This is a genomic window from Microcoleus sp. C2D2, assembly GCF_036702495.1.
Taxonomy (GTDB): domain Bacteria; phylum Cyanobacteriota; class Cyanobacteriia; order Cyanobacteriales; family Microcoleaceae; genus Microcoleus.
On record NZ_JAUBTO010000188.1, the window covers coordinates 1 to 12,503 of the forward strand.

Annotated in this window: 7 protein-coding genes; 3 read left to right on the plus strand and 4 right to left on the minus strand. The window is 48.5% G+C overall.

The genetic code is table 11. The features are described 5' to 3' along the window. Positions 1-170: 170 nt before the first annotated feature. The 4 genes from ftsZ to QUB61_RS34155 all read right to left on the minus strand — a co-directional run bounded on the left by ftsZ (position 171) and on the right by QUB61_RS34155 (position 4,080). Positions 171-1,442, minus strand: a complete 1,272-nt coding sequence (gene ftsZ, locus QUB61_RS34140; protein ID WP_333135107.1) for a cell division protein FtsZ — start codon at positions 1,440-1,442, stop codon at positions 171-173. 235 nt (positions 1,443-1,677) lie between these two features. Continuing rightward, positions 1,678-1,803 carry a hypothetical protein gene (locus tag QUB61_RS34145; RefSeq protein ID WP_333135109.1) on the minus strand — a complete coding sequence of 42 codons (126 nt, stop codon included), beginning with the start codon at positions 1,801-1,803 and terminating at the stop codon, positions 1,678-1,680. A 31-nt stretch (positions 1,804-1,834) separates the two neighbouring features. Then, positions 1,835-3,043, minus strand: a complete 1,209-nt coding sequence (locus tag QUB61_RS34150; protein WP_333135112.1) for a transposase — start codon at positions 3,041-3,043, stop codon at positions 1,835-1,837. Between the two features lie 131 nt (positions 3,044-3,174). Next, a complete protein-coding gene (locus tag QUB61_RS34155) occupies positions 3,175-4,080 on the minus strand; it encodes an FtsQ-type POTRA domain-containing protein (protein ID WP_333135114.1) in 906 nt (301 codons plus the stop codon). A gap of 339 nt (positions 4,081-4,419) precedes the next feature. Here QUB61_RS34155 and QUB61_RS34160 point away from each other — a divergent pair, with 339 nt between their 5' ends. From QUB61_RS34160 to QUB61_RS34170, 3 genes are all read left to right on the plus strand, one after another. Next, the gene (locus QUB61_RS34160; RefSeq protein WP_333135116.1) at positions 4,420-5,751 is read left to right on the plus strand and encodes an ATP-binding protein; all 1,332 of its coding nucleotides are present in this window, start codon (positions 4,420-4,422) and stop codon (positions 5,749-5,751) included. Between the two features lie 685 nt (positions 5,752-6,436). Beyond that, a complete protein-coding gene (locus tag QUB61_RS34165) occupies positions 6,437-11,893 on the plus strand; it encodes a WD40 domain-containing protein (RefSeq protein ID WP_333135118.1) in 5,457 nt (1,818 codons plus the stop codon). A 272-nt stretch (positions 11,894-12,165) separates the two neighbouring features. Continuing rightward, positions 12,166-12,309: a helix-turn-helix domain-containing protein gene (locus tag QUB61_RS34170; protein ID WP_333135120.1), complete on the plus strand. Its 144-nt coding sequence runs from the start codon at positions 12,166-12,168 to the stop codon at positions 12,307-12,309. Positions 12,310-12,503: the final 194 nt, after the last annotated feature.

Consider the following 12,503-nt stretch of genomic DNA (forward strand, 5'->3'; position numbering starts at 1 on the left):
CTTGAGCCTCACGCGCATTCCTCCCGTCACTCAACGGGGTACCGTTAGAGTGCGGGACTCCTGCTGTTTTAGTTGAAGATTTTAGATTTTCTAGATTAGAGATTGGAGATTGGAGATTCAATCCCAAATCCCAAATCCCCAATCTAAAATCTAAAATCTAAAATCTAAAATCATCTTGGCGGACGACGGTTGCGCAGAAACTCAGGAATATCCAATCCCAAATCCTGCGGTTTCGTTTTCGGATCGGGCGTCTGTTGAGCAGGAGTCACCGGCACAGTTGCAGCCCGCCAAGGAGCATTAACATTTTGCGTCCGCCCCGGAGCCGGAGGCGACGCAACTTCTCCCGAAAAACCAGTAGCGATCACAGTAATCTTAATTTCCCCCTGAAGCCGCTCGTCAATCACCGCTCCAAAAATAATATTGGCATTCGGATCGACAACCTCGTAAATCGTCTCAGCCGCCGCATTCACCTCGTGCAGCGTCATGTCAGTACCGCCAGTGATGTTAAACACCACACCTCTAGCGCCCTCAATAGACGAAGCTTCCAGCAGAGGCGAAGAAATAGCCTGCATCGCAGCCTCCCTAGCCCGCGACTTGCCAGAACCCACGCCTATGCCCATCAAAGCCGATCCCGCATCCGCCATTACTGCCCGCACGTCAGCAAAGTCAACATTCACTAAACCGGGAATAGTAATAATGTCAGAAATACCCTGAACCCCTTGGCGCAGGATATCGTCAGCAACTCGAAAAGCCTCTTGCACCGGCATTTGTTCCGAAATCACAGACAGCAGCTTGTCGTTAGGAATCACGATCAGCGTATCCACCCGGGTTTGCAAAGCCGCGATCCCTTCCTCAGCCTGGCTGGTGCGCCGCCGTCCCTCAAATGTAAAAGGCCGCGTCACTATGCCCACAGTCAAAGCGCCCATTTCCTTAGCCACCTCAGCCACGATCGGAGCCGCGCCCGTGCCCGTACCGCCGCCCATGCCGGCTGTGATAAACACCAAATCCGCGTGATTCAAAGCATTAGCAACCTCGTCGCGAGATTCCTCCGCAGCCTTTTGACCGATCGCCGGATTGCCCCCCGCGCCCAAACCGCGCGTCAACTTCTGTCCGACTTGCAAGCGTTTCGGAGCATTTGAGAGAACCAGAGCTTGGGAATCTGTATTCACGCACCAAAACTCGACACCAGAAACCTCGCTAGCAATCATCCGGTTAACGGCGTTGCCCCCACCGCCGCCGACGCCAATTACTTTGATTTTGGCGGCACTGCTGGGCATTATGTCTTTGGGATTGACCATAGGATCGATATCAATACTATCTACATTTACATAACCAGACTTGCGTCTAAAGGGATTGGCGGAATCTGCAGCCACCGGAAAATTTTTTACTTCTTCCGAAGTGGGACTGTTTTGCTCAGACCCCTGTCTATTATTAAGCTTCATGAGAGTCGGGGATAGTAGATTACAGCTTGTTAACTAAACGCCAATTCACAATCAACTATAGGCTAAGTTGCGCGAAAAACTAACACTGGTCGAGTCTCAATGTTAGCAATCTCAGATTTTGTCGGCCGAGCTCGCCCATACCTGGCTTGACCCCGCCCAAAAACGGATATAATCCCCCGACTCCTGTCGTGGAGAGATCCCAATTTTAGACTATTGTTCAAGCTCCCAGATTCATCTATGGAGTAAATCTCAAATCGTCGAGTCGTTCGACGCCTCGCGATCGCGCCGCCGTCTCACCCAACGTCTCACGCCCCCGTCTCACATCTAAATATCGACTGACCCCATCAAGGCGCTTGTGCATAAGGCACTTGTACTTGACACTCACCGCACTTTTAGGGCGGTGATTCTTCGCTCAACGACCCCGCTTGCTGAAATAGGCTTGCACCTAAAACAGTAGAGGCTAGATCTCCCGAAGCGTTTGGGTTTAAAACCCAAGTTCCCATATGCCCTATGGTACTCAAAGCTAGCTCCAGAATATTAATAGCGGCATTCCAGTCTCTGTCTAACACGAATCCACACTCACAAATGTGGGTTCTTGTAGACAGAGACTTTTTGATTAGAGTGCCGCAATTAGAGCATTGCTGGGAAGTATATGCCGGATTGACTGCAACAGTTACCCGACCATACTTAAGGCCAAAATGCTCTAACCATTTTCTGAATTGAAACCAACCGGCATCATTAATAGACTTGGCGAGACAATGGTTTTTGACTAAGTTCTTAATCCTCAAATTTTCATAAGCGACCAAATCGTTAGATTGGATTACGCAACGCGCCACTCTCTTGGCGTGTTCTTCACGTTGCCTACTTATTTTGAGGTGTACTCGCCCTAACTTATTAATAGCTTTCTTGCGGTTAACAGAGCCTTTCTTTTTACGAGACACACGGCGCGCGTGAAACTTCAACCGTTTCTCTCGGACCCGATAAAACTTTGGGTTAGGTTCCGTGTGTCCATTGCTATCGGTGTAGAACTCATTGATTCCTACATCTAGTCCTATAGTTTTCCCTGCTGGCTTCAAGGCTCCCTTGTTCTCAGCATCAACCAAGAACTGAACATAGTAGCCATCGGCACGACACACCAACCTAACCCGTTTGATCTGGTGTAGTTGATAGAAGTTTAAATCCCACGTTCCTTTGAGCTTGAGCTTGCCAATCCCTTTCTTGTCGGTGAAAGCGATTTGTTTCCTAGTTTCGGAAAGTTTCCATCCTGAAGTTTTGTACTCAACTGAGCGGCAATTCTTCTTAAATTTTGGATAGCCTTTCTTCCCTGGAATAGATTTTTTGCAGTTGTCGTAGAACCGGGCTATAGAACTATAGGCTCTTTCAACAGATGCTTGGCAAGCACTTGAGTTTAAGGCTTTAGCAAAAGGAAATTCTTCTCTCAACGTCTTGCTAAGACGATACAGCTCTTTCTGTCCTACGCCTTGGTTATCTATCCAATAGCGGATACACTTATTGCGGACAAATTGAGCCGTCAATATCGCCTCATCAATAGCGGCATATTGAGTTGTTTTTCCCTTAGCCTTGAACTCTAGGACTATCATTTGCGTGGAAAAAGTCTACGCAAATATCATATCACAAAAAAGCCCCCCTAGAAGGGGGAGGCTTTAAACCCATTATTTTGGTAAAAATTCTGCCAGCCGATCGATACATTCTAGCTTCTGCGGACAGAGGATCAATTCTGGGCGCGAGTTGGTGCGGGAGTTGAACTCTCCAAGCTGCCGGGGAGTTCTGGCAAGTGGACGATCGGGGAAGCAGGATTTTTCAAGTCAATGTAGGCTATGAGGCTTGAATCTAGCTGTTTTGGCAATTGTCGCATTCGGTCTAAAACCTTAAGTTGCTCCGCAGTCCTGGAACTGTACGGCCCTAAGTGTACCGTACCGATCTCTGTTTTCAAGATCAAATTGTTCGGGTCTTGCCAATCAATCTCAAACACTTTCACCGTCAAGCCGCTGAGTCCTTGGTAAAACTTCGGCCAAGAGGCGCGATACAGTTCCAAAGGCCCGATGACTTTTAAACTTGGCAAAGAACGCACAGGCCCAGGTCCCTGAATTCTGCCGGCCCCGATCGAACTATTCTGCGATCGCACAGTAGCAGTATAGCTCTCCGACGGCATCCAACCTCCGCGAGCGTCCAGCCACCCCACTTTTTCCCGATCGCTGTTGGATCTCAACACCGCCGTCGGCTGCGCCACCGCCACCGGTAGCCGTTCTGCCACTTCTACAGTCAAACTCGGGGGAAACAAGTTGCGAGTCACCTTAGCTTTGGCGATCGGCCCCGTTGACTCCAGTTTTTCTGCCAGCGCCTGCGGTTGAATCCCCCACAGCGACTGCGGGTAAGACAGCGGCACCAAAGACCGCACCGCCTTGTCCGACAGCCACTGATTGCCCTCCACCTTCACTTGTTCCGATCGGGCAATCAACCAAGCCGGCTGAGCAATCCACCACAGCAAACCCCCGGCGATTGCGCTCGCTGCCAGCATTTGCCACACAACAGCCGCCAATCGAGCGCGACGGAGCTGCCGCAACTTTTGGCGCCTGCGCCCTAACTCTGTTTGAGAAACCGCTCCAAAACTAGCCATCTACCTCTTGACAATATAGTAATTAAGGATCTTCACAAATTCAAAACTGTTTAAACTCTCTCTCAAGCAGCCCCATTCTCCCCTACCATTTAACCAGATCCCCGCAAATTTACCCAGACTCCTGCCAAGATCGGTAAAATCACTGCTCCAGCTAGGTAATTAAAAATTATTAATTAAAAATCCACAATTCCAGCGCCGTCCAAGCCGCTTAGCAGATAAAGGTTACTTGGGTATTTAGGGCCTTACCCCACAGGGCAAAAGGTTACAAATCCAACTAAACTCAAGCAAAGAAAGTTTAGACTTTCGATTAGCTTGTTTAACTTTTATTCGGCTTCAATTGTGATCCCACTCGAATTAGACAGATTCTATAAAGCCTGCAACCCGAGCAAAACCCTTGTTGCGGGAGACCCAGGAGATTATCAATACTACATTGATTTTGGTTCCGTGCGTGGCGGCAAAATCATTGAATCTTTACAGCGAACCATTACCCGCATCTCCCCCAACGAGCCAACCTGTCAGCTATTTACAGGACATATCGGGTGTGGCAAATCTACGGAATTGTTTCGACTCAAAGCTGAGCTAGAGCAAGAGGGTTTTTGCGTCGTTTACTTCGAGTCTTCCCAAGACTTAGACATGGGGGATGTAGACATCAGCGATATTTTGCTGAGCATTGCCCGCCAAGTCAGCGAAACTATGGAATCAGCTAAAATCAAACTCAGACCGAGCTATTTTACAAATCTGTTTGCAGAAGTGGCAGAATTTTTGCAGACTCCCATAGATTTGTCAGCGGAAGCCGAGTTATCTGTAGGCATTGCTAGAGTTACTGCTAAAACTAAAGACTCTCCCAAACTGCGATCGCAACTCAGGCAATATCTCGAACCCCGCACCAACAGCATCTTGCAGTCCATCAACGAAGAACTCCTCAACAGAGCTAACGCCGAACTCAAGCAGCAAGGGAAAAAAGGGCTCGCAGTCATCGTTGACAACCTCGACCGCCTCGACGCCTCCCTCAAACCCAGCGGACGCACCCAGCCAGAATATCTGTTTTTAGACCGCGGCGAACAGTTGAAAAAACTCAATTGCCATGTCGTCTACACGATTCCCCTGACTTTGATTTTTTCCAACGACTTCGGCCGCCTCGCCAGTCGATTTGGAGTCAAGCCCAAGGTGATGCCGATGGTACCGGTGCAAATGCGATCGGGCGACGACCACAAGGAAGGAATGGCACTGCTGCGGCAGCTAGTATTAGCTAGAGCTTTCCCCGCAGTTGCTCCGGATCGACGCATCGATTTGATTTCCCAGGTCTTTGACTCTCCCGAAACTTTAGACCGGCTTTGCCGGATTAGCGGCGGTCACGTTCGCAATCTACTGATGCTTTTGTATAGCTGTTTGCAGCACGAAGACCCTCCCTTCTCTCGCGAATGCCTCGAAAGCGTCATTCAAGAATATCGCGATGACCTTTTGGCAGCGATCAATGACATGGAATGGGAATTGCTGTTTCAAGTCGTCAACCGACAAAGTGTAACCGGCGAGGAAGAGTCTCAAATCTTGTTGCGAAGTATGTTTGTCTTTGAATACCGCGATCAAGAAGGTCGCTGGTTTGGCATCAATCCAGCCCTAGCAGAAACCAGAAAATATAAGGAGTGGCGGCAGGGCATTGAGCCAAAATAGTTGGGATTTTTGAGATTATTCGCGACTCTCGATCGCAGCAACGCCATTCGTTACTTAGAAACTCTTTAACTTAAAATTCACCGCTCACAACTCCGAACTCCTACAATCCAATACAGCCCTCGGTCAGCGGTTTTTGCCGCTGGCCGAGGGCTGTTGAATGCTGGCTATCTGCCGCGGATGTTATTGTCGCGTAAAACTTTGCTGCCACCCAGGACTTTCCCCACTCTCAACTCTCATATCTGCAATGCCAGACCCCCTATGTCTGTTTTTACCTGTTGCTCTTAATTTGAAATAATCCCATCCCGGACGACAATTTTTTGGGCTGTTGTGCTAAATGCCTGCTACAGATATATTGGAGTTGTTTACTAATAGCTAGTCGTCGGTATTATCCTAAATTTAGCGGTTGGCTATTTAGGGCCTGTAGTAATTTATCTGTAGCTGACTAAAAATTTTATTAGGCAGGCTTAAATTTTCGTGTGATCTCTCGCATTCTCTGAGATTGAGGGGTATGATATCTTTACATTGGAGCTAATAACTATGTAAGTATTGATACGACAAGTAGGAAAAAGTACGTATTTCTAAAGATACAAAGCCTCCGACCCCAGACGCGTATCTCTGTAGAAATACGCTTTCTGTCACGATTGGCGAGGGTTAGGTAATTGATTTATGCAAAAGAGGTGCACGCATGACAGATCTAATTAAGGTACAAGAAACTGCCAACTACAACGAGCGATCGCTCAAAACTCTGGTAAGATCCATCGCCATGTCTCAACAGCAATTCTCGCTAATTTTGGTGCGCTGCAACTACGAGCAGTTGCGGCAGCAAATAGCGCAGCGGCTGCGAGAAGCGTCCCCAGTTCCAATTCAAGATATCGTCCTGCCAGCTTCAGTCAAAACCCTCTACACTACCCTGCTTTCAAGCACTTTCCAGGAGGGGTATTCGCCTGTCGGTTCCGCCTCGGCTTTGATGGTATTCGGTTTAGAAACAGTAGTAGCGATCGACGAACTGATGGCCTCTACCAATCAAGTGCGAGACGAATTTCGCAAAAATTTTTCCTGCCCGGTGATTTTGTGGGTAACAGATGAGATCGTGACCAAAATGATTCGTCTGGCCCCAGATTTCAAAAGTTGGGCCGCCGCCACAATTAAATTTGAAATGGCCGTTGACGAATTAATTAATTTCCTCGCTGGGCGAGCCGATACTATATTTAAAGTAGGCGAACTCAATCAAGAACTCGGCAGCAGCACCGTCGGCGCCCTAGCTAGTTTTGGAACAGACCTTCCAAGGTGCGAAAAACGCGCCCTGGAGCGCGAAATGGGCCCCGGAGAACGCTTTCTCACCTTTGACACTCAACCCCAAAACGGACGACAATCAGACGTCCACTCCTATTCGCCCTTGAGTCCGGGCAATACCCTCGATTTGGCGATCGGCTCTTTGCCACGCCGAGAACTAGAATTAGCTTTAAGAGATTTACAAAATCGCGGTCAAGAATTAGAACCCGCCCTCAAAGCCAGCCTGCAATTCGTTCTCGGTCGAGATTACTACGTCAGCGACCAAACCGAAACAGCCTTAATTCACTACAAAGAAAGTTTAGCATTTTGGCAGCAGCAAACCGGCAACTTGGAACTTGGCGAAAACCCACAAACCTTCTCTTCCTTGTCGAATCCTGTCCCCAATATTTTATTTTTAGAGAGAGAAGGCATAGTGCTGTTTCACATAGCCCTGTGTCACCGCTTGCAAGCAGCCAGAAATCCGGTAGCCAACCGCCAGCACTGGGAACAAGCTTGGATTAGCCTCGAACAATCTAGAAACGCTTTCTCCCTTGCCTCACGCCTCGAATTGGTAGCTGAGGTGACAGCACACCTCGGAGAAGTGCTGCAGCGCCTGAAAGCTTGGGGAGAGTTGCAAGCATTAGCTGAAAATTCTTTGCAGTTGCACTTCACTTACGGTACTCCCAGCCAACTAGCTCAAGATTACGGCTTTTTGGCTGAAGTTGCCCTGCAAGAGTCGAGGTGGAGTCAAGCCCGCCAGCTAGCCGAGTTGGCTTTGGCGATTTTGGATCAAACGCCTAATGATTTGAGATTGCTGATTGAAGATTTGAGATTGGGGTTTGAGGGAAATTATCCAGAATTTGTCGGCACTAACGAGCCAAGTAACGAACTCAAATCTAAAATCCAACATCCCAAATCCGACAGGAGTTCGTATCTTTTACTTTTAGCCCGAAGTTTGCGGCAGCTAGGCCAGTGGGAAGCGGCGGTTCATTCTTTGGAGTTGGCTCAATCTCAAAGCGAGCCGAAGTACGACCCCCGACTTTACATCGATATTTTGACGGAACTGCAAGCGGTTTATTTCGAGCAGGGAGAGTATCTTAAAGCGTTTCGGATTAAAAAAACCCAGCGGTCGATCGAATATCAATACGGATTTAGAGCTTTTATCGGAGCCAGCCAATTGCAGCAGCAGCGACAAGCCGTCAATCCTTCGGGCCCCTCCGCTCAAAATCAAGCCGCGATCGCAGCCTCCATGACAGCTTACTCGCGCCAAACAGATATCAATAGCTTGCTAGAAAGAATTAGCAGGGACGACCATAAATTAACTATTATTCACGGGCCCAGCGGCGTCGGGAAAAGTTCTCTAGTCAATGCCGGCTTAGTACCAGCTTTGAAAAATATTACTCCGGGCGCACGCGATACATTGCCCGTAGTAGTCAAAGTTTACACCGACTGGCTGGTGGAGTTAGAAAATGCTTTGAACGGCGCACTGTACGAAAAACAAGCCGAAGAGGAAAGTAAATTAATCTCCAAAGGAGTACAGGAAATCCACAAAAGAAGTGCCTCGGTTATTCCTGCTCGCAGCTCGGAAGTCTCTTCTTTTATTCTAGAGCAGTTGCGCGAAAATGCCAGAAATAATTTGTTGACTGTGCTGATTTTCGATCAATTTGAAGAGTTTTTCTTTGTTTCTACCTCAGTGGCACAAAGACAACTTTTTTATAATTTTTTGCGCTTGTTTTTGAATGTGCCTTATGTTAAGGTAATTCTGTGTTTGCGTGAAGATTATTTACACTACTTACTAGATTGCGATCGCTTCCCAAATCTTGACGCTATTAACAATAATATTCTCGACAAAAGCATCCGCTACCAATTGCGCAGTTTTTCTATCAAAGACGCGCGGGCTGTCATCGGACACTTAACGGAACGGGCGGAATTTTATTTAGAGCCGGCACTGATCGATGCCTTCGTGGAAGATTTAGCAGACGAACTGCAAGAAGTGCGACCTATCGAATTGCAGGTAGTGGGAGCGCAACTGCAAGAAGAAGGTATTACCAGTCTAGCACAATACCAGCAATTGGGGGACCATCCCAAAGCGGAATTAGTGAAGCGATCGCTCGAAAGAGTCATCTCTGACTGCGGGCCCGTTAACGAAGACGCAGCTTGGAAAATCTTGTTTTCCCTGACAGATGAAAGAGGCGTTCGGCTGATAAAAACCAAACACGAACTCTCATTAGTTACAGGCCAGCAGCCAGCAGATGCCCGCGAAACCGAATTATCGGCGATCGGCAGAAACCGAATTTCCCTACAGCGACAGTTCGCAAAAGACCCAGAAACCCGACAAAAGAAGACCGACAACCTCGACTTAATTTTAGACATTTTAGTCGGTCACGGTTTGCTATTTCTGCTGCGGGAAGCCCCAGAAGACCGCTATCAGTTGGTACACGACTATTTAGTGCGGCCGATCCGCCAAAGATTCGGCTTAGAAGCCAGACTGCACAAAGCAGAAGCGGACAAAAAGATGAGTCAAGCACAGCTCTACCGAGCCAATACTTTTCTCAAACAACTGCTGGGATTAGCAGTGATCGGCGTACTGCTACTAACCAGTTCCACGATCGCCGCCGTAAACTTTTGGTGGCGGGCTGTGGGTCAAAAACAGCTAGCTGTCGCTCAAACTCAGCGAGCTGAAATCAGTACCCTCACAGCAGCTTCTGAAGCACTTTATTTCTCAAACAACAAATTTGACGCTATGATGGAAAGTTTGAGAGCTGGTAAAAAGTGGAGACAGCTCGAACACTCCCAACAAATGGATACTCTCAAAGACACGGAAATTCTGATTTCTGCCGCCCTCCAGCAGGCAGTTTATGGAGTCAAAGAACGCAACCGGTTAGAGGGACACGGTGATGTAGTTTGGGGTCTTAGTTTCAGTCCAGACGGCGAAACAATAGCTTCTTCCAGTGTAGATAAAACCGTCAAACTTTGGCGGCGCGACGGCAGTTTGCTGGCAACTTTCAAAGGCCACACTAACAGCGTCTCCTGTGTCGCGTTCAGTCCCGACAACAAAACCATAGCCTCGGCAAGTTTAGATAAAACTGTCAAAATTTGGCAAACAGACGGCAGTTTGCTGGCAACTTTCAAAGGGCATACTAATAGCGTTACCAGCGTTGCTTTTAGCCCTGACGGTCAAACGATCGCCAGTGCATCTACAGACAAAACTATCAAACTTTGGAAAAGCGACGGCACGCTGCTGCGAACGATCGAACAATTTGCTCCCGTAAATTGGCTCAGCTTCAGCCGCGACGGCAAAATAATCGCTGTGGCGAGCGATGACGGTAGTGTGAAACTGTGGAGTTCTGACGGTAAGTTAATCGCTAATTTGTGGCACAGCGAAAACAGACAACCCTCGAAAATTTACACCGTCAGTTTCTCGAACGACGGTGAAACCATCGCCAGTGGGGGTGAAGACACAACGGTGAAAATCTGGAGCATCGCTGCACTAAAACACCCAGCAACACAAAATTCAACACAGGCGCGGGAGGGCGAACTGCTAGCAACTTTGCGGGGACACAGCAAGTGGGTATTTGGTGTCAGTTTCTCAAACGACGGTCAAACACTTGCTTCTGGAAGTGCAGACGGGAGTGTCAAACTCTGGAGTCTTGCTGGTGTTGGCGACAAACGCCCAACCGATGCTAGCAACATTAAACCGGAGAGTCGCTTGCTGAGAACTTTTGAGGGACACGCCGATCGAGTTACTCAGGTGAGTTTTAGCCCCGAAGGCAAAACCTTGGCTTCGGCAAGTTTTGACAAAACAGTCAGGCTGTGGCGGCTCGATGACGTGCCGCTCAAAACCCTCGACGGACACCAAAACCGGGTGCAAAGCGTTACTTTCAGCCCCGACGGCCAAAGGCTGGCTTCTGCTTCTACTGACAAAACTATCAAACTCTGGAGCCGCACGGGAGTTTTGCTCGAAACCTTGGAAGGACACACTCAGAGAGTCGCCAGCGTCAGTTTCAGCCCCGATGGCCAGCTAATTGCTTCTGGGAGTTACGACAAAACGGTGAAAGTCTGGAGTTTGAAAGAAAATGGCATGAGTAATATTCTGCCTTGTCCTTCGGCTCCCCTGTTCCCGTGTTCGCCTTCTGTCCTCTTGACTCTCGACGGCCACGCCGACAGCGTGATGAGCGTGAGTTTTAGCCCCGACAGCGAGATTCTCGCTTCGGCGAGCAAGGACAAGACTGTTAAACTCTGGACGAGAAACGGCAGGTTGATTAAGACTTTGACTGGACACCAAGGCTGGGTGACTGGGGTGACTTTCAGTCCCGACGGCTCGATGCTGGCTTCTGCAAGCGATGACGGTACTGTCAAACTCTGGAATCGGGACGGTCGTTTGCTGAAAACTTTTGAAGGGGCTCACAACAGTTTTGTGTTGGGGGTTGCTTTTAGCCCTGACGGCAAAATGCTGGCTTCGGCGGGTTACGACAATTCGGTGAAATTGTGGAAGGTGGACGGGACTTTGGTGGCGACGCTGCTGAAGGGTTCTAGCGACAGCGTGACTAGCGTTGCTTTTAGCCCGGATGGTTTGTTGGTTGCTTCGGGCAGTTACGATCACAAGGTGAAACTGTGGAGCCGCAGCGGGACTTTGCTAAAAACTTTGACGGGTCACAAGGATAGCGTGATGAGCGTGAGTTTTAGCCCGGATGGGAAGGTTCTGGCTTCTGCTGGCCGGGATAATCGGGTGATTTTGTGGAATTTGGATCTTGACGATTTGCTGGTGAGGGGCTGCGACTGGGTGGGCGATTATCTCAGAACTAATCCTAATGTGAGCGATCGCGATCGGCGTCTCTGTGACGGGGTGGCGACAAAACCTCAATTTTAGTGATTTGATTGTTGACTGTTGAGGTGCGGTTCGTTTAACCCAAAATAAGCTAAAAAGCTTATGGGACGGTTAGCCTAGCTGCTCAGGCAATTAGTGACAACTGATTACAGTTATAGGTGAGATGCTGTGAGACGATACTAAACGGCAGTTTCATAGACTTTTCCTGACATAAAAGACATCTAGTCCGAAAAAACACGGTGTTCTTGTCCTTTCATGGTCTGTGACTGGTAAAATAAGTATCAATGTTGGCACTCCTGACTCGCTCCCTGGCTATGTACGCCCTGAAGCTCGAACTCAAACTCAACAATACTGAACGTACCCTAATGGCGCGACACGCTGGTTACGCTCGGTTTTGCTACAACGAAAGCTCGTACCCTGTATATGGGCGTGATGGATATCAAAGTCAGCCGTACTAGAAAAATTGCGCTCATCAAAAAAACCTTTACCTTTAATGTCGAAAGAAGGCTCACACGGTACCGTAGGTCGGTGTTGAGATGAATGGAGACCAACAAATAAACGCGCGGAGCGCAACCTTATCAGAAAATTGGGTTGAAAACCCCGTCCTTATAGGACGGCTTTAATTCAAGTATAGATATAAAAAATTCCACCT